The 24138-nt window shown below is 42.4% G+C and carries 25 protein-coding genes; 9 read left to right on the top strand and 16 right to left on the bottom strand.

The features are described from left to right. Nucleotides 1-106 precede the first annotated feature (106 nt). A complete protein-coding gene (locus tag CVN76_RS28465; RefSeq protein ID WP_232732497.1) occupies nucleotides 107-1963 on the bottom strand; it encodes an SLC13 family permease in 1857 nt (618 codons plus the stop codon). Nucleotides 1964-2107: 144 nt separating this feature from the next. On the opposite strand from CVN76_RS28465, the gene CVN76_RS28460 reads away from it, so the two are divergent. Beyond that, a complete protein-coding gene (locus CVN76_RS28460; protein WP_100533980.1) occupies nucleotides 2108-2974 on the top strand; it encodes a metallophosphoesterase in 867 nt (288 codons plus the stop codon). Between the two features lie 156 nt (nucleotides 2975-3130). Here CVN76_RS28460 and crcB read toward each other — a convergent pair whose 3' ends face one another. Next, nucleotides 3131-3493: a fluoride efflux transporter CrcB gene (gene crcB, locus CVN76_RS28455; protein WP_100533979.1), complete on the bottom strand. Its 363-nt coding sequence runs from the start codon at nucleotides 3491-3493 to the stop codon at nucleotides 3131-3133. After that, nucleotides 3490-3870: a fluoride efflux transporter FluC gene (locus CVN76_RS28450; protein WP_100533978.1), complete on the bottom strand. Its 381-nt coding sequence runs from the start codon at nucleotides 3868-3870 to the stop codon at nucleotides 3490-3492. The genes crcB and CVN76_RS28450 overlap by 4 nt, the downstream gene beginning before the upstream one ends. 165 nt (nucleotides 3871-4035) lie before the next feature. Here CVN76_RS28450 and CVN76_RS31535 point away from each other — a divergent pair, with 165 nt between their 5' ends. Together CVN76_RS31535 and CVN76_RS28440 are read left to right on the top strand one after the other, a co-directional pair. After that, nucleotides 4036-4338 carry a hypothetical protein gene (locus CVN76_RS31535; protein WP_442857618.1) on the top strand — a complete coding sequence of 101 codons (303 nt, stop codon included), beginning with the start codon at nucleotides 4036-4038 and terminating at the stop codon, nucleotides 4336-4338. 284 nt (nucleotides 4339-4622) lie between these two features. Next, nucleotides 4623-5126 carry a YkyB family protein gene (locus CVN76_RS28440; protein ID WP_100533977.1) on the top strand — a complete coding sequence of 168 codons (504 nt, stop codon included), beginning with the start codon at nucleotides 4623-4625 and terminating at the stop codon, nucleotides 5124-5126. Nucleotides 5127-5189: 63 nt separating this feature from the next. Here the strand turns inward: CVN76_RS28440 and CVN76_RS28435 are convergent, their stop codons facing one another. After that, on the bottom strand, nucleotides 5190-6095 hold the full coding sequence (locus CVN76_RS28435) for a chemotaxis protein (protein WP_100534225.1): 906 nt from the start codon (nucleotides 6093-6095) through the stop codon (nucleotides 5190-5192). A gap of 640 nt (nucleotides 6096-6735) precedes the next feature. Then, a complete protein-coding gene (gene corA / locus CVN76_RS28430) occupies nucleotides 6736-7710 on the bottom strand; it encodes a magnesium/cobalt transporter CorA (RefSeq protein ID WP_198512671.1) in 975 nt (324 codons plus the stop codon). 159 nt (nucleotides 7711-7869) lie between these two features. On the opposite strand from corA, the gene CVN76_RS28425 reads away from it, so the two are divergent. After that, on the top strand, nucleotides 7870-9012 hold the full coding sequence (locus tag CVN76_RS28425) for an aminotransferase A (protein ID WP_100533975.1): 1143 nt from the start codon (nucleotides 7870-7872) through the stop codon (nucleotides 9010-9012). 103 nt (nucleotides 9013-9115) lie between these two features. On the opposite strand, the gene CVN76_RS28420 is transcribed toward CVN76_RS28425, so the two are convergent. The 7 genes from CVN76_RS28420 to CVN76_RS28390 all read right to left on the bottom strand — a co-directional run bounded on the left by CVN76_RS28420 (nucleotide 9116) and on the right by CVN76_RS28390 (nucleotide 15172). Further along, nucleotides 9116-9481, bottom strand: a complete 366-nt coding sequence (locus tag CVN76_RS28420) for a hypothetical protein (RefSeq protein WP_061144136.1) — start codon at nucleotides 9479-9481, stop codon at nucleotides 9116-9118. Nucleotides 9482-9546: 65 nt separating this feature from the next. Next, complete coding sequence (locus CVN76_RS28415; protein WP_100533974.1) at nucleotides 9547-10449, bottom strand: NAD(P)-dependent oxidoreductase; 903 nt, start codon at nucleotides 10447-10449, stop codon at nucleotides 9547-9549. 7 nt (nucleotides 10450-10456) lie between these two features. Continuing rightward, nucleotides 10457-11242: an SDR family oxidoreductase gene (locus CVN76_RS28410; RefSeq protein WP_100533973.1), complete on the bottom strand. Its 786-nt coding sequence runs from the start codon at nucleotides 11240-11242 to the stop codon at nucleotides 10457-10459. Nucleotides 11243-11569: 327 nt separating this feature from the next. After that, nucleotides 11570-13285: a phosphoenolpyruvate--protein phosphotransferase gene (ptsP, locus tag CVN76_RS28405; protein WP_100533972.1), complete on the bottom strand. Its 1716-nt coding sequence runs from the start codon at nucleotides 13283-13285 to the stop codon at nucleotides 11570-11572. Continuing rightward, the gene (locus tag CVN76_RS28400; protein ID WP_061144140.1) at nucleotides 13285-13551 is read right to left on the bottom strand and encodes a phosphocarrier protein HPr; all 267 of its coding nucleotides are present in this window, start codon (nucleotides 13549-13551) and stop codon (nucleotides 13285-13287) included. The genes ptsP and CVN76_RS28400 overlap by 1 nt, the downstream gene beginning before the upstream one ends. A gap of 203 nt (nucleotides 13552-13754) precedes the next feature. Then, nucleotides 13755-14540: an ABC transporter permease gene (locus tag CVN76_RS28395; RefSeq protein WP_100533971.1), complete on the bottom strand. Its 786-nt coding sequence runs from the start codon at nucleotides 14538-14540 to the stop codon at nucleotides 13755-13757. Then, a complete protein-coding gene (locus CVN76_RS28390; protein ID WP_100533970.1) occupies nucleotides 14540-15172 on the bottom strand; it encodes an ABC transporter ATP-binding protein in 633 nt (210 codons plus the stop codon). The genes CVN76_RS28395 and CVN76_RS28390 overlap by 1 nt, the downstream gene beginning before the upstream one ends. A 181-nt stretch (nucleotides 15173-15353) precedes the next feature. On the opposite strand from CVN76_RS28390, the gene CVN76_RS28385 reads away from it, so the two are divergent. Both CVN76_RS28385 and CVN76_RS28380 read left to right on the top strand, forming a co-directional pair. Then, nucleotides 15354-16181, top strand: coding sequence for a thermonuclease family protein (locus CVN76_RS28385; RefSeq protein ID WP_232732496.1), 828 nt, complete (start codon nucleotides 15354-15356; stop codon nucleotides 16179-16181). 462 nt (nucleotides 16182-16643) lie between these two features. After that, nucleotides 16644-17138 (top strand): sigma-70 family RNA polymerase sigma factor, encoded by a 495-nt coding sequence (locus CVN76_RS28380; protein WP_100533969.1) that lies wholly within the window; start codon nucleotides 16644-16646, stop codon nucleotides 17136-17138. 46 nt (nucleotides 17139-17184) lie between these two features. Here CVN76_RS28380 and CVN76_RS28375 read toward each other — a convergent pair whose 3' ends face one another. After that, nucleotides 17185-17379 (bottom strand): hypothetical protein, encoded by a 195-nt coding sequence (locus CVN76_RS28375; RefSeq protein WP_100533968.1) that lies wholly within the window; start codon nucleotides 17377-17379, stop codon nucleotides 17185-17187. A gap of 452 nt (nucleotides 17380-17831) precedes the next feature. On the opposite strand from CVN76_RS28375, the gene CVN76_RS28370 reads away from it, so the two are divergent. Together CVN76_RS28370 and CVN76_RS28365 are read left to right on the top strand one after the other, a co-directional pair. Next, nucleotides 17832-18008 (top strand): YkvS family protein, encoded by a 177-nt coding sequence (locus tag CVN76_RS28370; RefSeq protein ID WP_064505160.1) that lies wholly within the window; start codon nucleotides 17832-17834, stop codon nucleotides 18006-18008. A gap of 161 nt (nucleotides 18009-18169) precedes the next feature. Beyond that, nucleotides 18170-18796, top strand: a complete 627-nt coding sequence (locus tag CVN76_RS28365) for a hypothetical protein (protein ID WP_100533967.1) — start codon at nucleotides 18170-18172, stop codon at nucleotides 18794-18796. A gap of 45 nt (nucleotides 18797-18841) precedes the next feature. Here the strand turns inward: CVN76_RS28365 and CVN76_RS28360 are convergent, their stop codons facing one another. The 3 genes from CVN76_RS28360 to CVN76_RS28350 all read right to left on the bottom strand — a co-directional run bounded on the left by CVN76_RS28360 (nucleotide 18842) and on the right by CVN76_RS28350 (nucleotide 22445). Next, nucleotides 18842-19882 carry a YkvI family membrane protein gene (locus CVN76_RS28360; protein ID WP_100533966.1) on the bottom strand — a complete coding sequence of 347 codons (1041 nt, stop codon included), beginning with the start codon at nucleotides 19880-19882 and terminating at the stop codon, nucleotides 18842-18844. Nucleotides 19883-20091: 209 nt separating this feature from the next. Next, nucleotides 20092-21786: a M3 family oligoendopeptidase gene (locus CVN76_RS28355; protein ID WP_100533965.1), complete on the bottom strand. Its 1695-nt coding sequence runs from the start codon at nucleotides 21784-21786 to the stop codon at nucleotides 20092-20094. Nucleotides 21787-22007: 221 nt separating this feature from the next. Continuing rightward, on the bottom strand, nucleotides 22008-22445 hold the full coding sequence (locus CVN76_RS28350; RefSeq protein WP_100533964.1) for a MarR family winged helix-turn-helix transcriptional regulator: 438 nt from the start codon (nucleotides 22443-22445) through the stop codon (nucleotides 22008-22010). Between the two features lie 155 nt (nucleotides 22446-22600). Between CVN76_RS28350 and CVN76_RS28345 the strand changes: the two genes are divergently transcribed. After that, the gene (locus tag CVN76_RS28345) at nucleotides 22601-24094 is read left to right on the top strand and encodes an ATP-binding protein (protein ID WP_100533963.1); all 1494 of its coding nucleotides are present in this window, start codon (nucleotides 22601-22603) and stop codon (nucleotides 24092-24094) included. Nucleotides 24095-24138: the final 44 nt, after the last annotated feature.

The following is a 24138-nucleotide window of genomic DNA, read 5'->3' as shown; positions in this document are numbered from 1 at the left end:
ATTTTAATTCCCTAGGCATAACTCCATTTTCCGCCAATTAATTCCCTTTGCCTACAAGCATATGGAAGAGGCATTGTCCATTTATAGAGCAATGCCTCAAAATCCATCAAAATGGGAAGATCCATGGAATGGTGATCACCATGATGACACCGATGAATACCTGGATAGATATCCCAATTACGATAAAGTCTTTATATTTGTAATCACCTGCTGTCATGACAAGTGCGTTGGTCGTTGCCACCCTTGGTGTGGATAATGCCAAACTCCCAGCGACAGCAAGGCAGATGAAGACAGGAATGGGGTCAATCCCCAGGTTAACGGATGATGTCAGCGCAATCGGCGTCATGATCACGACAGCGGCCCCATAGGGGATGAATTGGCTAAGGATCAATGTCAACAGATAGAACACCGCCAGTATACCATGTGGGCCGATATTGCTGAACAGCACTGCCAGCCAATCACTGATCATTCTCACCCCACCCGTATTATCCAATGCAGTCGTGATGCCGAACATCGCCGCAATCAATAGGATAGGCTCCCAGTTAATCTTTTGGTAAGCATCTTCCATCGATCGGACACAGCCGGTAATGATCATCAGCAAGGCAGCGGTCAATACTGAGAGCACGGGAGGTATCGAGTCCAGCGACAAAAGAATGACCATCAATGCCGTGATGCCCACGGAAATCCAAGCTTTGCTTTTGGAGTAGATATGCGAGCCATCTTCCGAAGTACTTCCGATAACGATGACGTCCTGCAAATCCGAGGAAATCCTCTCAATATTTTCCCATTCGCCATGTATGAGTATGGCATCACCCGGTTTCAGACGCTCCGTACCGACATCCGCTTGAATATATTCACCATTACGATTGATGGCCAATACATTGCATTGGTACTTCTCACGGAAATGGACATCGATCAATGTTTGATTTTCATAATCGGAATTCGGGACGATCAATATTTCCGTCAAACCAAATCTGCTGCTGAGAAAGTGCTTTTTTATTTGTTCCGTATTGAAATGTTTAAATTCCAGTTCATAGTTGAGTGCCAATCTCTCAACTGCTTCTTCTTCACCGAACACCAATATGATATCGTCAGGGTGAAGCACTTCATCCGCTCTGGCTGAAATGGTAAGCTGCCTTTGTAACAGCGGTAATTGCTTATCCTTCGGCTTCCGCTGGATTTCAATCAAAGTCAATTCATATTGAATCGGAAGCTGCAAGTCTGACAGCCTTTCACCGACAATATCCGAAGTTGCGGGTATATGCAGGTAGTGCAATCGATCATACACCTTGTACATACCGGCAAGTTCGCCTGCCGACAATCCTTTGACACTATTGTTAGCGGCAATCGTTCTTTCCGGCAGCAGCAGGCGCCCAAGTGTCAGCATGAAGAATAAGCCGGCTGCAAATGCGATTAAGCCAATCGGTGAAAAGTCAAAAAAAGATAAAGTCACCAATCCGTTTTGCTGCAGCACGTCAGCAACGATCATATTGGAGGGTGTACCGGTAAGGGTTAATAGCCCGCCAATGCTGCTTGCATAGGCAAGAGGCAATAAATACCTTGTCGGGCTGGTTTTTTGTTGTAAAGCCATGCTCATAACGAGCGGAAGCAAAATGGAAACAATGCCCGCACCACTTAAAAATGCACTCAATATCCCAGCCGTCAGCATGACGATAAGCAGCGATTTCCACTCACTTCCCCCGCATAAACCTAATAGTTTGTTTCCTGCCTTCTCCACGATACCTGTATTCAAGAGTCCAGCACCGACGATGAATAACCCAGCCAGCATGATCACCACTTGATTGGCAAAACCAGCGACAAGCTCATCCAATGTAAGTATCCCGAGGAGACCGAGCATGGAAAGTGCGCTTAGCGCAATTAAGTCAGCGCGAAATTTCCCTTGTATAAAAAGCGCAATTGCGCATAGAAGTATAATCAGTGTTATAAACAATGGTTCGGTCATCATGTTACCTCCGTATAGATGTTCAATTTCAAACCGTATAGGGTTACATTTTTCATATGCGTAAAGAAGATATTTTCTTCATATTTTGTATATTGTTTGTTAGTATGAGGAAGTAACATTTTTAAATCAGATAGGTTGATTAATTTGAATAAACCCATATCCAGAAGAACTTTTTTAAAGAAAAGCTTTGGTACATTGGCTGCCTTAACCGGTTTAGGCATTGGCGGAAACTATTATGCCCATAATCTGGAGCCAAAATGGTTAGAAACCAAGTACAAGGTCATCAGCCACCCTCTTATCCCCAAAGGATTCAATGGCATGAAAATGATTCAATTCAGTGATACGCATTTAGGCTTTCAATTTCAGCTAAAGGATCTACAAGCCGTTGTCAATAAGATCAATCAACTGAATCCTGATGTTATTTTATTTACCGGCGATTTAATGGACCAGCCTAATAAATACAGGTCCAAGCAGGAAATACCCTCTGTCTTGAATCAACTCAAAGCACCATTTGGAAAATTCTGCATCTATGGTAACCATGACCATGGCGGATACGGCTCAACGATTTACAACAATATCATGAAGGAATCTCATTTTACCATGCTGCAAAACACCTCAACCAAACTTTCCTTATTGACGGGTGAAGAAATATTCATTTCTGGCGTTGACGATGCCATGCTGGGGAAACCGGATTTTGAAAAGGCCCTTGCCGGCATCCCAGAAGAAGTATTCACAATCATGCTCTCGCATGCCCCTGATCTGGCCGATATATCAAGAACTTATAATATCCAGTATCAAATAAGCGGTCACAGTCACGGAGGTCAAGTCCAGATTCCATTTGCCGGTGCCCTTGTCACTCCTCCATATGCTGAAAAGTATCGCGAAGGCACATATGAACTTGATTCACTGACGTTACATGTCAATAGGGGGCTTGGCACTACCCGGCTTCCATATCGTTTTCTCTCACGCCCTGAGCTGACCGTATACGAATTCAAGGTCGAAAAGGAATAGAAAAGAACACAGGGGAAAGCCGCCAGACTTATTAACAAAACCTGTGCGACGAGAATGTCTTGCTGTTTCCTATCATTTGTAATGAATTATAGCATTAGAAGGATAAATGAGAAACTTAGATTTTTTTACCAGCCACATCGGCCAATTTCATGAAGGTCATACATACATTAAATATCCACATAGGAAAGCGCCGATACAGCCTAAAATCGATACCGTTACATAGATGAGGCTATCTATGCAACGGTATTTTCTTATAAGTTCGATTGTTTCCATACTGAATGTGGAAAAGGTCGTGAACGCCCCCAGGAAACCTATTGTCAGGAAAACTTGAAAAGAAGGGTCCCAAGCTTCCTTCCGGGGAAACGCAATCCCTAAGCCGAAAGAACCTATCAGGTTAATCAGTAAAATACTAATGGGGATCGAACCTGCTGGCATTAGCCTATTAAAAATCGTCTGTAAAACATATCTTGAGGCTGAACCAAAGAAACCTCCGATAAAAACTGAAAGAATGTGATTCATTGCATTTCACCTCTTTGTCTATTGAAAAGGCCCAGTCCGAGAAAACCGGCAAGCAAGCCCAAGGAAACGCTGGTCCCCACATACACTCCTGCATGTAACACTGATGTTTGCAGGAAATCGGCAGTTTCTTGGGAGAATGTCGACATGGTCGTGAAGCCGCCACAAAACCCGCTGCCCAAAGTTAAAAAAACGAGCGATTTCCTTTTCGAGGCGAAATAGCCATTGATCATGCCAAGTAAAAAGCTGCCTACTATATTTATTAAGAGGGTTCCCAATGGAAGGAAGGTATGTGCGGTCGCCAAGATTACGCTATAACGCAACAAAGCTCCTGCTGCCCCGCCGAATCCAACGGCTAAAATGCTTTTAAGGAAATCCATTACGGTCACCTCTGATTTTTTTCATAAGTAGATTCATTATAACAGATTGAGGTGAAACAGGCTCTTTTCTAAAAAAAAACCATACTATGTATAGAATTATAGGAAAGGAGGCCAATTATGCAACCACAGTATTTGCCTTACCACTACTATCCTCAATCCTTCACGCTGCAAAACGAATATAGGAATGGGAATGAATATGGAGCGGAATATTGGAATGACGAGCGATTTTTTCCGTTCTTTCCTCTATTAGCACCTGTTGCTTTTGTAGCGGGATTGGCAGTGGGACCATTGTTATTCAACAACCGCCCACCAGCCTATCCGCCATATCCTCCTCCCTACCCGCCTTACCCGCCAGCTTACGCTTACCCTCCTTATCCTGTTTATCAAGGCTTTCAGGGGTATCCACAACAATTCGGTGCACAGGCACAAGCAGGAGTGTCTGAAAATATCAACATATACACTCAATAAGAAATTGGCAGAAGGCGTCATGAAACGCCTTCTTTTTCTTTGGCCAAACACTGTCTATTTGAAATTTACTTCCTTATCTATTTTGAAGTGGTATAATATGAAATGCATAGATGGTAAAGTGTTGGTAAAATTTGTCCTGCCCTAGAAAGGTACAAGCATCATTTTCATGCGGCTATAAGCCCAAGTCGCACCGCATCTTTATTACACTCAATATGAATACAGGTATTTATTGAAGGTCCCATGTATCGTACCTTCTAACCTTATTAAGAAAAGGAGTTTCCATAATGAACGAAACGAAGGGACATTCTGAAAGGGATGAGTTTTCGATTAACTCCCTTGCCCAAGCCGTGTTTATCGTTAACAAACATGCGAAGACCGCGTTGGAGCCTAAAAATTTATATCATTTAAAACGGCTCGCATTAAGCAAGCTCATGCAAGAAGGCAAAGCAAAAAAGATTGGCTTGCATTTTTCTGATAACCCTCGCTTTGCAGCGCAGCAATCCGATGTCATTGTCGAATGCGGATCGTATGTTTTTCATCTGCCTCCCACTAAGGAAGACTTGAAAAAACTCCCCCACCTCGGCAGCCGGGCAGCATCCATACGCAATCCCAAAGCCGCTTTGTCCTTATCCAAGGCAAAACAAATCCTTCAAGCATATGTTGGACAAGCCGGTGACAAACAACCTAACCTCGCTACCGAGAAAAAGGCTTATGGCCGAAATTCGGTCAAGCAGCCTTTTCACAATCCATTTCCATCCTCCTTTTTAGGAAAAGGTTCCAAGTATTAAGGATAATCCTTGGAAAATACAAACGGGCCGTGAGGTGATCCCTCCCCGGCCCGTTTTTCATACTTATAATACGAATCTGTCTATTAATTTTACAAGCTCCGCTATTTCCGGTTTGCTGATTTGGGCGTCGGCCCCTACCATTTGCCCTTTATGACGCAGGCTATCCGTAATCAACGAAGAGAAAATGATCACAGGCAATACGGCGAGCTCACTGTTTTCCTTTATTCTCCTAGTCAAGTGATGCCCATCCATCTGGGGCATCTCGATATCGGTAATCACCAATTGCACTTCTTCCGTTACATCTTTTCCTGATTCGATCAAATTCTCTAAATACCCAATCGCATCAAGTCCATTTTCATAAAACTCCAGGAACTTGAAACCAGCCTCTGATAATGTATCAAACAATAGCTTCCTTAGTAATGGAGAATCTTCCGCAATCAGGATTCTCTTGTCTGAGTTTTGACGGATACCGAGTTTCTTGACCTGTTGGACGTTTATTCCTGATTCCGGATTGATTTCAACCACTATTTTTTCAAAGTCCAGCAGCAATAACATTTCGCTATTTAACTTAATGACTCCGATAATCTGACTTTCAAGGCCTTGATACATATCCGATGGCTTCTCGATTTGGGACCAGGAAATACGGTGTATCTGTGTCACGGTATGTACATGGAAAACCACTTTTTGCTGATTGAATTCCGCAACTATGAATTTGTCATGCTCAGGAGTTGCAGAAGGAGGGAAACCGAGCGCGTCAGCCACGTTCACAACTGGCAGGACCTCTCCCCGGAGTTCAATGATCCCCTCCACATTTGCATGTGAATGGGGAACGACTGTGATAGGAACAGGATTAATAATTTCCTTCACCTTGATTACGTTAATGCCGAATTTATTCTTTCCGATGCCGAATTCCACTATCTCAAGCTCATTCGTTCCACTTTCCAATAATATCCCCTTATTTGCTTCCATTGGTTCATCTCGCCCTTCTCTTGCTATTTTCATTTTATCGCTCCATGAATCCAAACCTTTGGCGAAGCAGCAAAAGCTGCTAATCAAATGGACCATGATGATTTTCATCAATGCTCATACCTAATAATTCGGATATTTATGGCTTTTGTTTAGAGTATAGATAAAAAAAGAATTCGCAAAAGGATAATTGAGGTTATCCAATTTTTATTGGCTTATAAAAATGCCTGTCACATGGAACATAAGGCACTTGCTTTGGGGCGGGTGGTCGCTCGAGTCGCTTCGGCGCTCTGCATCAAAACGGGATAAACCTTCAAATCCCTCCGAGTGGAGGGATTTGCATTTTGATCGTTTCATTTCACTGCAGGCACTAAGCTTGTCCGAATTCGTCCGGGAGTCTCGTCGGCACTTTTGGGGCTGTTAGTCTGGGCTCGCACCTCTAGCGGGAACCTCCCACTCTTCGTTCCTTTCACTCCAGCCATGAACCTTTGACTACAATCGTGTTAAGTCGTGTTAATACTTGACGGAGTTGAAACTCTTAATTCTTTTTAATTCAAAGAATTTCGATTTCCGCTCCAAGTGCTTTTTTGAATAGCTGGTATTCAGGAACATTTCCCCAAGACTGTCCTATCAAGCTGAAATTTCAGTTCTTTCGTGATTTTTTCCTTGGGTTCAACCAGCCTTTCTTAACAAAGTATAAAAACATCATCAAGGCAATTCCGCCCATCATTCCAAGGATGAGGAAATAGCCATAATGCCAGGTCAATTCGGGCATAAATTCAAAATTCATCCCATATACACCAACTATGAAAGTCAGCGGCATGAAAATGGTCGTGATGACGGTCAAGGTCATCATCGTCGAGTTCATATTATTGGAGTTCACCGATAAATAACTATCCCGGATATCGGAGGAAAAGTCCCGATAGGATTCCAGCATTTCGGTTAACTTCAAAAGATGATCGTATACGTCATTGAAATAAAGGTGCTGGTCCTTCAAATAATTCAAGCGCTCTGATGAAATCATCCTATACAATAAATCTCGCATCGGTAAAATGGTCCGCCGAAGCCTGGACATATCCGTACGCAAATCGAATAGTTGATCCATCAAATCATTTATCGTTTCATTTTCCGTATTGTCCTCGATGATCCCTAACTCGCTTTCCATTTTATAAACGGGAGGGAAAAATTCATCGACGATCCTATCGATGATTCTGTGCATCAAGAAAAATGGACCTTGCTTCAGCATTTTATTACCTGAAATTTCTTCCCATACCTTTTCCAGCTCAAGCATATCTTCCTTATGGAAAGTGACGATCCATTTTTCCCCGACAAACATATCCAACTCTACCGCCCTGAATACCTTCTGTCTCAGGGCATGAAGCACAAGAAATTGATAGTTCTCATAAAAATCCATCTTGGGACGTTGATTAAAGTCATCGAGGCAGTCTTCGATTGCCAGCGGGTGAAAATGAAAATGGTTGGATAATAGCTCGATTTCCTTTTGTGTGGGATTGGAAAAGTCCACCCAAAACCACTCTATATTCGAATCATTCAAATCAGATAGCGGTAAATCGAACGTCACTTCCTGGTTGGACGTTATTGCGCAAGTTCTAATCATATGTATCAGCCCTCAAATTTTTCTTATCTTTCATTATACCTTTAATTCATGAATCGCAAAAAGTATTTATCCCCCATCCAAACTAAATGATAAAATAGGATGAACCAGTCAAACGAAGTACATCATTTCATCAAGTATGAAAAGGGAGGATATTCATAGATGGAACACTTAGTTAATCCTTTAGTAAGAGACGTTCAAATATCAGGAATCCGCAAATTCTACAATATGGTCGCTGAAATCGAAGGGACGATTTCTTTAACGATAGGACAGCCTGATTTCCCTACTCCTATGCATATTAAAGAAGCGGCCAAACAAGCCATCGATCAAGATCATACGGTTTATACCCACAATGCAGGTTACCTTGAATTGCGAGAAGCTGCATCTGAATATGTTATGGATAAATACAAGCTTTCCTATGATCCGTTGAATGAAGTCATCGTCACATCAGGAGCCAGTGAGGGGATCGACATTACATTCCGGACGATCCTTACCCCGGGAAATGAAGTGATATTGCCGGGGCCGGTATATCCAGGATACGAACCTATCATCAAAATGTGCGGTTCATCCCCGATTTATGCCGATACAACCCAAAATGGGTTCCGGCTGACTGCGGATATCATCGAAAAGTACATAACTGACCAGACTCGTTGCATCGTGTTACCTTATCCATCGAATCCAACCGGGGTGACATTGTCTGCCAGTGAACTCCAGGACATTGCGGAACTTGTCCGGGGGAAGGATATTTTCATTCTAGCCGATGAAATATACAGCGAACTCGTATTTGATCAGGAGCATGTTTCGATTGCCACTTTCCTGAAGGAACAAACCATCGTCTTGAATGGCTTATCCAAGTCCCATTCGATGACCGGATGGAGGATTGGGCTTCTATTTGCCCCCAAGGCCATCTCTAAGCATATCTTGAAGGTCCACCAATACAATGTGACCTGTGCTGCTTCCATATCGCAGAGGGCGGCCTTGGCAGCCTTGACCGCAGGCAAGGATGATGCCATTCCGATGAAGGAAGAATATGCAAGGAGAAGGGATTATGTATACAGGCGCTTGCAATCGATGAAGCTGGAAATAGTCAAGCCGAATGGTGCCTTTTACTTTTTCATTAAACTTCCTGAAGGGTATTCCTCTTCGCTGGACTTTTGCTTAAGCCTTGTCAAACAGGAAAAGGTTGCTGTAGTCCCGGGAGATGCATTCTCTCCGCTCGGCGAAGGATACTTCAGATTATCTTATGCCTATTCCATGGAAACGCTGGAAAAGGCTTTGGATCGCATAGAGACTTTTTTAGCTTGAAAGTTAACAAAAAAGAGGCCTTCAATCGAATGGATGATTGAAGGCCTCAACTTTATATCTATATGCCAGCTCCTGAAAAGCTCCCGAGAATGCAAGATCGTAATCAATATAATCTCCGTAAAAAGCGAATCTCCCGGTATCCTTCTTCCTTATTTGTCGTCGTGAGGCTCACTTCAACGATCGATCCGAGTAAATCAGCCATCACTTCTTCAAATTCCTTCGCAGACCGCGGCTTTGAAAAGCCTAAGTTTTTCAATTCGCGCATCAAAATCTGGAAACCGGCATTCGTTTCAATATGACTGAACTTTACCGGCAGGATTAGCGGACTTTCATTCATTAATTTCAGGTCCCAGCGAATGGGCTTTGTTTGGTGAATGGTTTTTTCGCGTTTAAAGCCTTCAATCCTGACAATATATCGACCATCCTCCAATTCCTGGAATTTCATTTGAATGTCATCGAATTCGCCCATAACGATCACTCCTTTTTGTAAAGGCTGTCGCTATCAGCTTATTCATCAAAAAGAAAAGCTAGCACTTAATTATAGTGTTTATACAATGCCTGGGTACCGCTATTTTCCTCGCCAGCTTCCGCAAGATCTTCATAGAGGGATTTACTCAAGCTTAATCCCGGTGCGTCCATTCCCATTCTTTCGGCTTCATCAAGGGCAATCTTCATATCTTTTATAAAATGCTTGATATAAAAGCCTGGTTCAAAGTCACCTTTGACCATACGAGGCACCAAATTGGACAGTGACCAGCTTCCGGCAGATCCGGATGAAATGCTTTGCAGGACGCGGTCTGGGTCCAAGCCCGCCTTCTTTGCATAAGAAATGGCTTCTGTAACTCCGATCATATTGGAAGCAATGGCAATTTGATTGCACATTTTCGTATGCTGGCCAGATCCAGCCGGACCTTGATGGACAACATTGCTGCCCATTTTACCAAAAATGGTCTTGACTGCTTCGAATGCGGTGCTTTCCCCGCCAACCATGATGGTAAGCTTTGCATCGCGTGCGCCAATATCGCCACCGGATACAGGTGCATCCAATGCAGCCATGCCTTTTTTCTTGGCTTCCTCGGCGATTCTCATTGCCAAAGATGGGGTGGAGGTCGTCATATCGATTAAATAGGTACCTTCTCTCCCATTTTCGATAAGTCCATCTTCTCCAAAGTAAATTTCCTCCACGTCACTTGGATAACCTACCATGGAGATGATCAAATCGGCTTTCCGAGCGATTTCCTTAGGGGCAGCGGCCCATATGGCGCCTTCTGAGAGCAATTCATCCGCTTTTTCTTTCGTCCTTGTATACACATGAACCTCATATCCGGCTTTAAGAAGATTTCGTACCATGCTTTTTCCCATAACTCCTAGACCGATGAATCCGATTGTTTCGTTTGATTGTGTCAATGCAATTTCCTCCAAATCATTTTGCTTCATGATACTTTTAAATGGATTTAACCATTCCTCCGTCAACTAAATAAGATTGGCCCGTTAAATATGTATTGGCACCCGAAACAAGGAATGTAACGAACTTCGCGAATTCCTCCGGTTCCCCATAACGGCCGAGAGGGATCTTACCAATCGATTGTTCTGTAATCTTCTCCTGTGTTAACCCTAGTTTATCTGCATTCATTTTGTCCAGGTGCTGAATGCGATCCGTCGCGATCCTGCCGGGTCCGACTGTATTGATCAAGATCCCGTCTGGCGCCAATTCGGATGCTAATGTCTTGGACAATCCAACGATTGCAGTCCTGAATGTATTTGATAATATCAATCCAGGAATAGGTTCCTTTATGGATGAAGATGCAATATTAACGATCTTTCCGCCCTGTTTTTTCAGGTGTGGCAGGCTTTCACGGATCGTCCTGATGAAGCTTAGTAAATTGAGTTCGAAAGACTGTTGCCACTCTTCATCATTGAAATCGGTAAAGCTCCCCCCAGGAGGTCCTCCAGCGTTATTGATCAGGATATCGATTCCCCCAAACTCAAGTGCAGTTTGGTTTACCAAACGTTTGATAGCTTCTCCATCCGTTATGTCGGTAGCCACATACGCTACTTTACCGGTGCCAAGCAGCGACAATTCCTTTTGGACGGCAGCGAGCTTATTTTCATCCCGGCTTGCGAGCATGACATTTGCTCCTTCTTTAACCAGCTCTTCCGCTATCGCTTTTCCCAACCCTTGACTTGACGCTAATATCAAAGCATTTTTCTGTTCCAATTTTAAGTCCATATCATATCCTCCATTCTCAATATAAATATAATTCCATTATATCGTCATAATCGAAAAGTGAAAAATCTGAATTATCATTTTCAAGCGCTTTTTCAGTTCCCCCATATGTATGAATTCAAAAAAACGACCGGTTGGATAATCCAACCGGCGTCAAAGGGGGAAATGAGAATGTCAGCTGCTCTGCTTAGAGCTAACAACTGTGCTTGGTTCTTATATACCCCGATTTTATTGCAATAAACATATTTTCCGTAAAATGATAAAGAAAAAGTGAATGTTCAGTACCCCATCCTAAACAGGTAAGGGGCACCTTTTTTCACTATTGGTTTATCACTTCAAAGCATTGATAACCGCTTCTTTCACGTTATCATTCGTATCCAGCTCTAAAACGTCTTGAGATAGTTTTTGCATATCTTCAAGCGAAAGTTGGCTGATCAACGAACGTGCTTTTAGAATCGAAGTGGCACTCATCGAAAATTCATCAAGTCCAAGACCGATCAGGATCGGGATGGCCACTTCATCTCCAGCCATCTCTCCGCACATTCCTGCCCATTTTCCTTCTTTATGAGCTGCATCGATGACCATTTTGACCAGACGTAAAATCGCTGGGTTATATGGTTGATATAAATAAGATACTCTCTCATTCATTCTATCGGCAGCCATGGTATATTGGATCAAATCGTTGGTACCGATGCTGAAGAAATCGACTTCCTTAGCAAAAACGTCCGCCATTACGGCTGTTGAAGGGATCTCAACCATGATGCCGACTTCAATGTTTTCAGCAACTTGAATACCGCCATCAAGCAATTCCTGTCTGACTTCAGCCATAACGGCTTTTGCATCGCGGAATTCAGCCAATGTGGCAATCATCGGGAACATGATTTTCAAATCCCCATGAACGCTTGCTCTTAGAAGGGCACGGAGCTGGGTCCGGAATATCTCTTGTTCATTAAGACAAAGGCGAATCGCACGGTATCCAAGGAAAGGATTCATTTCCTTAGGGAGCTCTAAGTAAGGCAGTTCCTTGTCTCCGCCAATATCAAGCGTGCGGACGACTACAGGCTTTCCTGACATACCTTCCAGTACCGCTTTGTATGCCTCGAACTGTTCTTCTTCACTAGGGAAGTCATTTCTGCCCATATAAAGGAACTCGGTACGATATAACCCGATTCCTTCGCCGCCGTTTTGATGTACGCCTTCTAAGTCTTTCGGCGTCCCTATATTGGCAGCCAATTCAACATGATGGCCATCTTTTGTAGCCGTTTGTTCATGAACCAGCTTGGCCCACTCAGCCTTTTGCTTAGCATAGGCAACTTGTTCCTCTTCGTAGCGTTTCACCAATTCCGGAGTAGGATTGATATGAACTTCACCCTTTAAACCGTCTATGATGACCAAATCTCCATTTTCAATGGAAGATGTTACTGTTTTTGCGCCAACGATAGCTGGAATCTCCAATGAACGGGCCATGATGGCTGAATGGGATGTACGTCCACCAATATCGGTCGTAAACCCTTTCACGTAAACCGGATTCAGCTGAGCTGTATCCGAAGGAGTCAAATCCTCGGCGATGATGATCACTTCTTCGGCAATCAAGCTCGGATTGGGGATATGGACACCTAAGAGATGTGATAGTACCCTCTTCGTGACGTCGCGAATATCCGCCGCACGTTCCTTCATGTACTCGTTATCCATTTGCTCGAACATCGTAATGAACATGCTTGCTGTCTCGTTCAGAGAGTACTCGGCATTGACTTTATCGGATTGTATTTTATCGGAAATCGGGTTTATAAGCTCCGGATCTGCCAATACGAGCAAGTGCGCGTCAAAAATAGCGGCTTTATCCGCCCCTAGATCTTTTTCGGCTTTATCCCTGATAACCTCTAATTCAACCGTTGACTTTTGAATAGCTTCCTTAAAACGGGATATTTCCGCCTGAACGTCTTCTATGTTTCTTTTTTCGATCGTTAAATCCGGCTCTGTAAGGCGATAGGCTTTAGCGATGGCTATCCCATTTGAAGCTGCTATTCCACTAATCAAAGTGGACATTATTCTGCTAGTCCTTCTCTGTTCAATGTATCAGCTAGTGTATTTAGTGCATCGTTTTCATCGCTTCCTTCAGCAGAGATCGTGATTTCTGCATCTTTGCCAATACCTAGGGACATTACGCCCATGATGGATTTAAGGTTCACTTTTTTCTCTTTATATGCAAGGTTAATATCTGAATCGAATTTTCCTGCAGCTTGTACAAGCAATGTAGCTGGACGTGCGTGAATTCCTGTTTCTGCTGTTACTGTAAATGTTTTTTCTACCATATGAATCAATCTCCTTTAAGATAAATTAACAAAATAGGTTATGTAAGGGGTCTCTCGATCCAATCAGGAAAAAAGAAATGCCCTTTTCCTTATCAGAATAGCATTATCATACCCAACAAACAAACCAAAACTATTCAGTACCTAAAAATAGTACAAAAATATAGATGGAACTGCAACTATTACTTATTAGAATTTTTCAATGATTAAATGCAAAGCTGCGCATTTTTGGTAAAAAAGGCTCTAAAACTCAGCATGATGAAAAGGACAACCGTCAATGACACACTCCCGAGAATCCCGATAAGGATGGCAATCTGGTATTCAATAGCAATAAGCGGGCTTATCCCGGACATGATCTGCCCTGTCATCATACCGGGAAGGAAAATGATCCCCATCCCCAGCATATTGTTCAATGTCGGGAGCACCGCCGAGTCGAATGCTGCATCCACGTGACTTTTTACAGCCCTCGCAGGAGTCGCCCCAAGCATGAGCATCGCTTCTACTTTGTCACGATTATCGGTAATCCCTCCATGAAGGTTTTTAAGCGCTAATGTCACACCAGTCATCGCATTCCCGACAATCATTCCGGCGATTGGAATGAAATACCTTGGCTCGTACCAGGGGGTGAAATGAATCACGACCAAGTTAAAATAAAACAAGGCTGCCATCGGTCCTGTCAGCATACTTAGGATAACTATCCTTTTGATTTTCTTATTAGGCGTGAATGGAACTTGCTTAAAAATATTATGGATGGAGAACAGAGCCATCACGCATAAAAATGCCAAGGAGAGCAATGGCTGGGGATTTTCAAAGATATAAGTCAAAACATACCCGGCAAGGATGAGTTGGGCCGTCATCCGCACCGTAGCGAGAATGATTTGCTTCTCCCTTGAAATCCCCCTCCATTTCACGATGATGAGCAGGACTATAACGAAGATATACGCTGCACTAAGACGCCAGAACTCAATATCTATTATTCCATTTCCCTCCATTAATACTCACCTTCTTTCGCCTTTTTCAAAGTGATTGTGTCTTGGGCGCATATTTCGGCAAGTTGTTTAGAATGGGTAATCATGATGACCGTTCCCTTATCCCGTTTCACTTCCTCTAAAAACCGGCTCATGACCTTCAGCTCTGTCTCCTCATCAAGAGCTGCTGTCGGTTCATCCAATAAATACACTTCTGGTTTCAACAAAAGCACTCTCGCAAGTGAAAGCCTTTGCTTCTCACCTCCAGAAAGATTCCCTGCCCCAGCTGATAAGGACTTATGCAGTTGGACCGTTTCAAGCGCTTTCAACAATACGGCCTCATCCTTCTTTTCCCGTTCCGTCATTTCCAGGCCCGCCTGAAGGTTTTCCCCAATCGTTCCCGGTAACGTGAATGACGTTTGAGACAGCATCGTGACTTTACGCCTCAACTCAATCGGATTGAAACGATCGAGCGGCTGCTCTTGATAGAAGATCGAACCGCCATCCGGATCATCCATCCTGTTCAATAGCCGGAGTAAAGACGTCTTTCCCGCTCCGCTTTCTCCAGTCAAGCAGGTAACCATCCCAGCTGATATTTTCAAATGATCGATATGCAGAATCCCTTTATACCTGATTTTTTCGAGCCTAAACGTCATTATTTAAGTCTTCCTCCCCTGCCCCTCTTATCCATTATAAGAAACTACCGGCGTTTGGGGTAGCAAGGAAACTCAAATTTAAACTTTTTTCGTTTTCTTTCCCTTTTTTATAGGTTAGTATTATTTCTGCCGATTAAATCCATGACTGACTGACAAAACATCTTTGAAACGGAGGACGATCATGAACGGAAATTCCTTTATACAAACTTATTTGCACGCAATTCTCATGAGTGCATTCTGCCTGTTCATCTTGACTGGCTGCCAGGGAACAGTAGATAGCCTGGGAAATGGATCGACACAAGAAACCTCGAAGTCCAACGGAGACGTCCAATCCAGTACAGATTCGCCTGTCAATGAAGAAAAGGGAGAAACCTTCACAGCCAAAATCGTCAGGGTGGTTGACGGTGATACTGTAAAAATCAAACTGGAAAATGGAAATGAAGAAACGGTCAGGCTTTTGTTGATCGATACACCGGAAACCGTTCACCCTTCCAAGCCGGTACAGCCGTTTGGGCCGGAAGCAAGCAAGTTCACCAAGGAATTAATGCCTGCAGGATCTACCGTGGAAGTGGAAACCGGTATTGGTGAAAGAGATAAATATGGTCGGCTGCTCGCCTATTTTTATGTGAATGGAAAAATGGTGAATGAGCTCCTGCTTGAAAAAGGATTGGCAAGAGTCGCCTATGTATACGCACCGAATACTAAATATCTGGATGAATTGGAGTCTATTCAGAAACAAGCCCAAAAAGAGAGAATTGGCATTTGGTCACTTGAAGACTATGCCACTTCAAAAGGATTTGATGATTCGAAAACTGATGAAGCATCAAAGGTGGAATCCACTGGGACATTAGCTTGCAGCAATCCCAAAATTAAAGGGAATATAAACTCTAAAGGCAATAAAATCTATCACCTTCCTTCCGGCCAATATTACGATATAACCAAAGCGGAGGAAATGTTTTGTACCGAACAAGACGCACAAGAAGCGGGATTCCGTAAATCGCAGAGGTAATGGCCGATTTTGGGAAACTCTGCACGTGCTGAAGAAGTATGTAAAGGGGATACATAATGAAATATACAGGAATGAAGTATTTGGATTCAGCTTCTCGCCACCGATTCCTGGTTTATTCAGCATTATATACCTACACCACTTAAAACATGAAACAGAATGGGGACGCTGCCTTCAATCATGAAGATGAAAAACTGGAACAGATCATCTTCCAGGAACTAAGAGCCCGTAAAAAGGGACATGACTAGTGAACTCCACCTATCCAACCTGGAATCAAGTCCATTTTTCCCTTATCTTGAAAATGGACAGTATCATGGCATTAATTTTGTTATTCGTTGGATGGCAGCCTCCTTTTAGGCCTGTCATTTTTCCCGAAATGCCTTTTCGCTAAAGCATTTCCAATCATATATGGTAAAAGCACCCGGGAATACATGAAAGTGCACTTTCCAGAGGCAGTTGTGCTTTATGACGGATTTTTCGAAAATTACAACGAAATTCACCCCGATGATCCATCACATTATCCGATCTCTTTCCATTTATAAAAATAAGGAAGAGTATTTCCAAGTAGGGTTGATCGCCCTCTGGGAGTCTTATCGGAATTTCAATGCGGACCAAGGACAATTCCATAACTACGCCTATACTGTCATCAAAGGCCGAATCATGAATGAATTGAAGAACCATCATAAATATGAATCCAGCAACAAACCATATGATGCCGTCAACCTTGAAATCATAGATCCCTTTTCCATACACGAAGAGGCCTTCAAGAATGAAACGATTTTAACCTACACCGAAGGGTTGACCTTAAATCAGCAAAGATGGCTTTTGCAAACCTACTTGCAAAATAAAACAGTAACCGAAATCGCCTATATATACCAGGTATCCCCATCAGCTGTCAAATCATGGAGAAAGTCGGCTTTAGTCAAATTGAGAAGGCAAATGAAAGTTGATTGTAAATGATGGAAGGGTGGCTCAAATAATGAGCCACCCTCCCCTCTTCCTTATATCAGCTTCTCGCTTCTTCTAAATACGTATAGATGATTACACCGTCATGGTGTGCATTGCCCCGGAAATGCTTAAAGTCTTCCCTGTTCACTAGTACCTCACGAAACCCTAAAAAATCTTCCTTTGAGATCCTGAATTCATCGATTTCACGATTTGCCAGTTTATTCAGTACTTCATTTGCTTCGTCTGCATTCATCATATGATCCCCTTTTTTTTAAATAAGCTTCCATCCATTTGACAGGAGAAATTCCGTTTCCATTTTATCATAAGCTTGGCACTTTATTTAAATCAGAATTTTTTGGGCATACTTGCTACATTATTCTTTACGTATGCTTTAAAATAGTGCAAACTGTATAGTAAAATATCATAATGTAAAATGTTTGGCATTTTTTGTACATAGGAATACATACTGGTCAGAACACATCCATATGCAAGATCTACCAAATAAAGCGTTATCATTACAATCGCTTCATGACAAGAAAGGCGCCATCCTTAACAATTTAGCATACTGTACCGACAGAAGAGATGTCCAATGCTTTTACTTGCACTCCCCCACGTCAAAATCTAAACGGCAAGATGTTCGAATAATCCAATTACTCCATAATTACTTTTTAATCATTGGAAACGAAATGGGAAAGGATGATTACCATGAAGAAAGCGGAAGTTGGAAATATCATTGAATTTAGAGAAGGCTTAAAAGGAATCGTCGAGAAAGTGAACGAGAACTCCGTAATCGTGGACGTCACGTATATGGAAAATTATCGTGATTTGGAACTTGAACAAAAAACCGTCGTCAATCATAAAAATTATAAAATTATCGGATAACTTCATCATAGCCTAGCGGAATGGTCACTAAACTGACCATTCCGCTTTCATTTTACAGCTTTGTAACTTTTCTCTGCCAAGACCGTCTATTCTTATATGGGAAAATTCATCTTCCACAACTATCTTGCATGAACTCCAAACAGAAGGGTGAGGTCCAAGACATGATCAATTGGAAAATTCATATAGGCTGTGCCATATTGACGGGCTTACTTTTAACTGGCTGTGAAGCGGCCAAAGACGATAGCCAAGATGCGACCAAAACAAATGTCGAGCAAGAAGATAATGAAAATCATTCAGCTCATCAAAAAAATGGCAGTCCTGAAAAAAACAACAAAGTAAGACTGATGGAAAAGAATTTGCAATATAAGAGGAATGGCAGGACCATAGAAAAAACGGCCTTCCTAAAAAAAAGTAACAACCAACCATTTAGCCTCTATGTCCTGCAGCAGTTCAAGTTAAGTGCCGTAGAACCAGGAAAAGATGTTCTCGTCTTGAAGGAAGATGACTCGATATTCATGCGTATCGAGTTGCTGGCAAGGGACACCGATTGGGATGAAGCTGAAGAAAACACTAAACTCCAACTGAAAAGCCTTTCAGGAACGATTTCGGATCCAGGACTTGATGTGGGGAACGGGACTGGATTTGAAGTGAAGAATGGGGATGAAGTCATAACATCCGTATTGATCAAAAATGAAAATGAACCCCTCCGCTTGACCATGTTCACGCAAAAAGATAAGGATTACCGGGATGCTTTCCTGGAAATGGCCAAGACGCTTTCGAAAGATTGACACTCCTATCTTGGGAAGGAGGCTAAGGACATGCCCCGTTTCTCCTTACTCCTTTCCTGCCTTGCTTTTCCATACCAACATTAAAAAAAGCAGGCTGATGTATCCAAAAACCGGATAAATATAGCCTAATAACCTTCCATATCCAAATGCACCTATCCCTAACGCTATTAAGAAAATCAATGCAATGATCAATATGCTTGGCAATTTAATATACCGGCTTATTTGCCTCTGTAATCCATATATATTTCCAATCACCGAGGTGAATATTTCCCCGTAAATCACCAAAATGAACATCCAATACAATTGGGATGCAGCAGTCCTCATGATTACCGCTGAAGGAATTTCAAAACTATTAACGTCAGGTAGCGTCATGAGCGAAAAATGCCCCGTCAATAAAATGATGGTCAGAAAAATGCCTCCAAGAATTGCACCATGTTTGATGACCTTCTCATCGCGGACTTCATATGCAACGGGAACAAGCACAGCTTGTGCCAATGCAAGATTGAAGGCAGTATAGGCAAATGGGGATAATATCATTTTCAAGGTGATCACTTCTTCCGGCACCTTCGTAAGATTCCTAAGGAATTCCCCGTTCCCTAATGTCGAGCAAAAAAGGATGATACTAAAACAAATCATGATCGGCACGACAAATGAGTTGACCGTGAAAACTCCCCGCATCCCCATCATTAATACCAACGATGCCAGTATGATCGTCGACCAGCTTCCTATACTTTTCGGTACGCCCAGTTGTTCTTCAAACACCGCTCCTGATCCGGAGATCATGACAGCTGTCACGCCCAATAACATGAAGAGGAAAAAGATATTGATGATTCCGGCTATTTTTTTCCCGAAAAGGAATTGATTGAACTCCTCGTAGGATGCTGCGTTGATCCTTGCAGCAATGAGCATGATTTTCGTACCGCTAAATATGAAAATATAACCTGCTATTAAGATTCCGATAAAGCCATAAAACCCATAACGGGTAAAAAACTCGACGATTTCTTTTCCAGTCGCAAATCCAGCACCTACCACCGTGCCTACATAAACGGCTGCAATCTGAAAAACCCCCGTCCACCTTGAAAGCATACGCTCCCCTCCTCCCTACATCTATATGTAAGGAAGATACATTTAAGACAAGCCAAGAGATATTCCTTACGCCAGGCTAGCTTTTGAACGTTAAAAAGCAAGTCCGCCATCCATGCGAAATCAGGAACTGTATAAAAAAACGCTTAAGGAAAAATCCTCAAGCGTTGTCATCAGGTACTATACCATGACATGCGATGCCTCATCATCAATTATAGTGCCTTATCATTAACGGTGGAGAGCCATTCGTCTATCACCTTCACGACGGACTGGACAGTTCCATCGACAAAGGGAGATTTCAAATTCGCGGATTCAACGAGTCCAAGGAAAGATTGGCTGCCACCAAGTTGGCATAGCTGTAAATAATCCTGCCATGCCGTTTCATCTTTTTCAACGGACCTCTTCCAGAATTGAAAAGCACATATTTGGGCAAGTGTATAATCGATATAATAAAATGGTGACTGATAGATATGGCTTTGCCGCTGCCAAAACCCGCCATTCTCCAAGAATGCATTTCCTTCATAATTACGATGCGGCAAATACTCCCGCTCGATTTTACGCCAGGCTTGCTTTCTTTCATGTGGGGAAGCTTCAGGGTTTTCATAAACGAAATGCTGAAATTCATCAACAGCCACCCCGTACGGAAGGAATATAAGTGCCCCGCTCAAATGGGAAAACTTATACTTTTCCGTATCTTCCTTGAAAAACAGCTCCATCCATGGCCACGTAAGAAATTCCATGCTCATCGAATGGATTTCACAGGCCTCATAGGTAGGCCAGTAATACTCAGGAATATCGAGGTTACGGCTGCGAAACACTTGGAATGCATGGCCTGCCTCATGTGTTAAAACATCAATATCTCCTGAAGTCCCGTTGAAATTGGAAAAGATGAACGGAGCCTTATAATCTTCGATAAAAGTGCAGTAACCTCCGCTTTCTTTTCCTTTCTTGGCCACTAGATCCAATAGGTCATTGTCGATCATAAAATGGAAGAACTCACCCGTTTCAGGCGAAAGCTCCTGATACATCTTTTTCCCATTTGCGATGATCCACTCCGCATCACCTTTAGGAACTGGATTTCCTGTCTTGAAATGAAAATCCTCGTCATAGTAATTCAGGGTATCCAAGCCAAGACGTTCACGCTGCCGGTCCTTCAACCTGGTAACAAGCGGGACCACTTCCTCTTTTACCTGCTTGCGAAATGCAGCAGCCATTTTGGCATCATAATCAGTCCTTGTCATTCGATAATATCCAAGCTCGACGAAATTTCGATAACCGAGCGCAAGCGCAATTTCATGCCTCACCTTGACAAGTTCATCGAATATACGATCCAATTTTTCCTGATTTTCTTCAAAGAAACCATAATATGCCTCGCTTGCATTTTTTCTTGATTCACGATCCTCCGACTCCATAAAAGGCTGCAGCTGAGCTAGTGTCAGCTCCTTCCCATCGAAGTCAATTTTTGCGGATGCAATCAATTGCGAATATTGGCTGGATAATTTATTCTCCTTTTGAAGCTGCGGAATGATTTCAGGTGAAAAGGTTTTAAGTTGGGCGTCCGCCAAATCAAACAGTTGGCTGCCCCATCTGGCCTCAAGCTCCTGGCGATATGTAGAGTGGACAAGTTCATTGTAAAATTTCGAAGTCAACTCTTCCATTTCAGGGGAGAAGTCATCCAAATAATCATTCTCCGCTTTATAGAATTCATCATTCGTATCGATGGAATGTCGAATAAGGACCAAGTTAAACATCGTACCTACATGGTTTCGGATTTCATTTATTTCTTCAATAGCCGCCATTTGCGCAGACACATCTTTTGCGTCCGTCATCTTTTTCAAGGATTTCATGAACCGTTCCTTAATCTCATCCAGTTTTGGGCGGTTATATTCATACTCGTTAAATTTCATATGTACACGCTCCTTTTTCCATTTCGCCAGCTTTTTCTCCCTAACCTATATTACCTCTTTCACAAAACCCCTATATGTAGGTTCCGTCATATAATTACATTCTCCGCAACGATATTAAAAACCTTCAAACCCTGCCAAAAAAGGTTTTCAGTTGTTGCTCCTAATCATTCCATTACACAAAAAAACAGCACCCATTAAATAACGGGGCGCTGATTCAAAAGCTATTTTTGAGCGGAATAACCTATCTTTTTGAGCAGTTCGATCACTGTAGCTTTTTCTTCTTGGGTAAGTACGCTCATGATATCATCGATTCTCTTTTCATGCTCGGGAAATACCCCTTCAATGAAATCTTTTCCTTTGTCCGTTATTTTGGCAAAGGTTACACGGCGGTCTTCCTTACAGGCTATGCGCTGAAGATATTCCTTCTGCTCAAGTTTATCCACGACATACGTGATGCTGCCGCTGGCCAAGAGGATTTTTCCGCCTATTTGCTGGAGAGGCTGATCACCTTTGTGATAAAGTAATTCCAGTACCGCAAATTCAGTTGGATTCAAACCCTCTTCTGCTATATATTTATTTACCACATCATTAATGGAGCGATGAGCTCTAGACATCACAATGAACAGTTTCAACGACTGCTGGATGTTATTATTCTCCATAAATTCACAACCTTAAAGTATTTTTAATTAAAATATCTTGAATTAAAAGTTATTATATGACAATATGACTTCTTTGTCAATTTACGACTCGGGAATGTATTGTTTAATCAAACAGTTTGTTATACTTGAAAAAAAAAGTTAAAGTAGTGACGAACATGAAAACAAGGCATAAATTCACGACCTATCTTCTCATTGTTATCTTACCATTAATCATTCTGTCCATCATATATTGGCGTCATTTAGACAAGTCCATCCAAAAGGAAAGACAGGAGCAAGCTGAATGGGCCGGTTCTGTCTATCGAGATTATATAGACCAAGTTATCGGTGAAACGAAAAAAAAGCTTGAACTGCTAAGCCTTAGCAGTTCCGTCCTTTATATGGATGATAATAGAACTGAGCACCTTATGAAATGGATCATGGATACCGACCCGAGATATGCAGGTGTTTATTGGATAAACATGGACGGAGTCTCCTTGTCGGGGACGAATAAGGAATTCTACCATTACTATTTAATCGAACAAGCTGATATTAACCGTGCCATTATAACGCAAAGAGCCGTAGTTGCAAAAGGCAAGGCGTTGAATAACTCAGGCATTAACCATTTTTCCATATTCGCTCCCATTCTCGACCACGAGAAAAGGGCCCATGGGTTTTTATTGGCACAAATCCGGCTCGACCATATGGAAAAAATATTGAATATACTCATCCCTGATCAAACCTTGAAACTTAAAACGAGCGATAATATTCGAGTTTTAGGCATGAATGAAACCATTTCCAGGCATTCGGAATGGGTGGATGTTCCTTTGTCAGAAGTAGATTGGACCCTTTCCGTCAAAAAGCCTGACACGCTTAACACAAATAACATGAATGTCTTTTTAATGTTTGTCTTTTTCACCTTCTTTTTTACCCACATGATCTATACTGCCGTGGAGGAGCTGAACGTTCGCAGAGAAGAAAAAAAACAAAAGGTATTGATTGAAAGGCAAAAAATAGATTTTGTCGGCACATTGGCGGCCAGCACCGCGCATGAAATAAAAAATCCCCTTACCGGCATAAAAGGACTCATACAGCTGCTGGTTGAAAAACACCCTGAAGAACAAGATCAGTTTTATTACTCTGTCATCATGAAGGAGATCGATCGGATCAACAGCATCGTCAGCGAGTTTTTGATTTTAGGGAAACCAATGGCAAGGGACTTATCCATCTTTGATGTTCGCAGTATCATTGCCGAATTGAGACCAATAATAGAGTCAGAAGCACGTTATTTCAATATGGAAGTGACATGGCATATCGTAAAGGAGCCAATATGGGTCCAATGCACGAAGGACCAGTTTAAACAAATCGTTCTCAACACAGCCAAAAACGGATTCGAGGCCATGAAGGATGGCGAAAAATTGAGCATACGAATTTACCATGAAAAGGACCATGCGAAAATCGACATCATCGACATTGGACAAGGCTTGAACGAAAAAGAAATCGGTAAAGTGTTCGACCCCTTCTACACATCTAAAAAAGAGGGAACTGGATTAGGGCTGTTCGTGTGCAAACGAATCATTGAATCATTCAATGGAACGATCCAGCTTGCAAGCAAACCGCTAATCGGGACCACCGTTACAATCAGCTTACCGTTAGTTACCAAACATCCATGATCGTCCCTGCCAGTAAGACACAGGATAAGCGGCACCCGTTAATA

It is taken from the genome of Bacillus sp. mrc49, assembly GCF_002803435.1.
Note: the sequence above shows the minus strand (reverse complement) of the source record. Positions and strands in the feature narration are given on the sequence as shown.

What these genes read in the sequence shown, in the direction of transcription:
- CVN76_RS28465 (WP_232732497.1), bottom strand. Translation starts at nt 1,963, where the DNA reads ATGACCGAACCATTGTTTATAACACTGATTATACTTCTATGCGCAATT.
- crcB (WP_100533979.1), bottom strand. Translation starts at nt 3,493, where the DNA reads ATGAATCACATTCTTTCAGTTTTTATCGGAGGTTTCTTTGGTTCAGCC.
- CVN76_RS28450 (WP_100533978.1), bottom strand. Translation starts at nt 3,870, where the DNA reads ATGGATTTCCTTAAAAGCATTTTAGCCGTTGGATTCGGCGGGGCAGCA.
- CVN76_RS28440 (WP_100533977.1), top strand. Translation starts at nt 4,623, where the DNA reads ATGAACGAAACGAAGGGACATTCTGAAAGGGATGAGTTTTCGATTAAC.
- CVN76_RS28435 (WP_100534225.1), bottom strand. Translation starts at nt 6,095, where the DNA reads ATGGAAGCAAATAAGGGGATATTATTGGAAAGTGGAACGAATGAGCTT.
- corA (WP_198512671.1), bottom strand. Translation starts at nt 7,710, where the DNA reads ATGATTAGAACTTGCGCAATAACGTCCAACCAGGAAGTGACGTTCGAT.
- CVN76_RS28425 (WP_100533975.1), top strand. Translation starts at nt 7,870, where the DNA reads ATGGAACACTTAGTTAATCCTTTAGTAAGAGACGTTCAAATATCAGGA.
- CVN76_RS28420 (WP_061144136.1), bottom strand. Translation starts at nt 9,481, where the DNA reads ATGGGCGAATTCGATGACATTCAAATGAAATTCCAGGAATTGGAGGAT.
- CVN76_RS28415 (WP_100533974.1), bottom strand. Translation starts at nt 10,449, where the DNA reads ATGAAGCAAAATGATTTGGAGGAAATTGCATTGACACAATCAAACGAA.
- CVN76_RS28410 (WP_100533973.1), bottom strand. Translation starts at nt 11,242, where the DNA reads ATGGACTTAAAATTGGAACAGAAAAATGCTTTGATATTAGCGTCAAGT.
- ptsP (WP_100533972.1), bottom strand. Translation starts at nt 13,285, where the DNA reads ATGTCCACTTTGATTAGTGGAATAGCAGCTTCAAATGGGATAGCCATC.
- CVN76_RS28400 (WP_061144140.1), bottom strand. Translation starts at nt 13,551, where the DNA reads ATGGTAGAAAAAACATTTACAGTAACAGCAGAAACAGGAATTCACGCA.
- CVN76_RS28395 (WP_100533971.1), bottom strand. Translation starts at nt 14,540, where the DNA reads ATGGAGGGAAATGGAATAATAGATATTGAGTTCTGGCGTCTTAGTGCA.
- CVN76_RS28390 (WP_100533970.1), bottom strand. Translation starts at nt 15,172, where the DNA reads ATGACGTTTAGGCTCGAAAAAATCAGGTATAAAGGGATTCTGCATATC.
- CVN76_RS28385 (WP_232732496.1), top strand. Translation starts at nt 15,354, where the DNA reads ATGAACGGAAATTCCTTTATACAAACTTATTTGCACGCAATTCTCATG.
- CVN76_RS28380 (WP_100533969.1), top strand. Translation starts at nt 16,644, where the DNA reads ATGACGGATTTTTCGAAAATTACAACGAAATTCACCCCGATGATCCAT.
- CVN76_RS28375 (WP_100533968.1), bottom strand. Translation starts at nt 17,379, where the DNA reads ATGAATGCAGACGAAGCAAATGAAGTACTGAATAAACTGGCAAATCGT.
- CVN76_RS28370 (WP_064505160.1), top strand. Translation starts at nt 17,832, where the DNA reads ATGAAGAAAGCGGAAGTTGGAAATATCATTGAATTTAGAGAAGGCTTA.
- CVN76_RS28365 (WP_100533967.1), top strand. Translation starts at nt 18,170, where the DNA reads ATGATCAATTGGAAAATTCATATAGGCTGTGCCATATTGACGGGCTTA.
- CVN76_RS28360 (WP_100533966.1), bottom strand. Translation starts at nt 19,882, where the DNA reads ATGCTTTCAAGGTGGACGGGGGTTTTTCAGATTGCAGCCGTTTATGTA.
- CVN76_RS28355 (WP_100533965.1), bottom strand. Translation starts at nt 21,786, where the DNA reads ATGAAATTTAACGAGTATGAATATAACCGCCCAAAACTGGATGAGATT.
- CVN76_RS28350 (WP_100533964.1), bottom strand. Translation starts at nt 22,445, where the DNA reads ATGGAGAATAATAACATCCAGCAGTCGTTGAAACTGTTCATTGTGATG.
- CVN76_RS28345 (WP_100533963.1), top strand. Translation starts at nt 22,601, where the DNA reads ATGAAAACAAGGCATAAATTCACGACCTATCTTCTCATTGTTATCTTA.